Source organism: Larkinella sp. C7, assembly GCF_006149005.1.
In the GTDB taxonomy this organism is placed as follows: Bacteria; Bacteroidota; Bacteroidia; order Cytophagales; family Spirosomataceae; genus Larkinella.
On the sequence record NZ_VBSL01000078.1, the window covers coordinates 1 to 642 of the forward strand.

At 49.1% G+C, this 642-nt stretch carries 1 protein-coding gene; it reads right to left on the reverse strand.

The features are described 5' to 3' along the window. A partial coding sequence (locus FH871_RS34440; RefSeq protein WP_138995324.1) for an MFS transporter occupies positions 1-642 on the reverse strand: 642 nt, incomplete at both ends.

Here is a 642-nt window from a genome sequence, read left to right on the forward strand (position 1 = left end):
AGATGCGCGAAATGCCTTCCTTGGGTGTAATCTTGGTCAGGAGAGAATTGACACTGGGCATGAGAGCCCCAGTTCCAAAGCCATACATAAAGCGAAGCAGGCCTAATTCCAGCGGCGTCTTGGCATGGGCAAAGGAAAAGTACATACAAAAGCTATAGAAAAGGGCAATTAAGAGGAGACGGTGATTGCCAATCCTGTCACCAATCTTACCAAGGAATGAGCTAGACAGCATGCTGGAAAAACCCATACTAGAGACAATCAAGCCTGAAACAAACATGAGGTTGGTCACCTGACCCAGATGGCGAATATAGAGGGTCAAGATTGGGGCGATGGATTGAGCTGAGACCTGAATAATCATACTGGTCACAAAGAGCCCCAGCATAACCTGACGGTTCTTGACCTGCTTGAGCAGCTCCCTGGTTGGCAACTCATGCTCCTTCTTAACAGGAACGAAGTCTTCCTTGATTAAGAAAATGGTCATCAGATTGAGGGCCAAAAGGAGAAAACCGACACCCAAGAAAATATTGCGAATGCCCAGCAGGTCGGCAAAGTAGCCACCCAAGAGGGGACCAATCAGGGTCCCCGCTGTTACTCCTGTTGCCAGGGTCCCTAGGGCAAAGCCCAGCTTATTTTTGGGAGCCT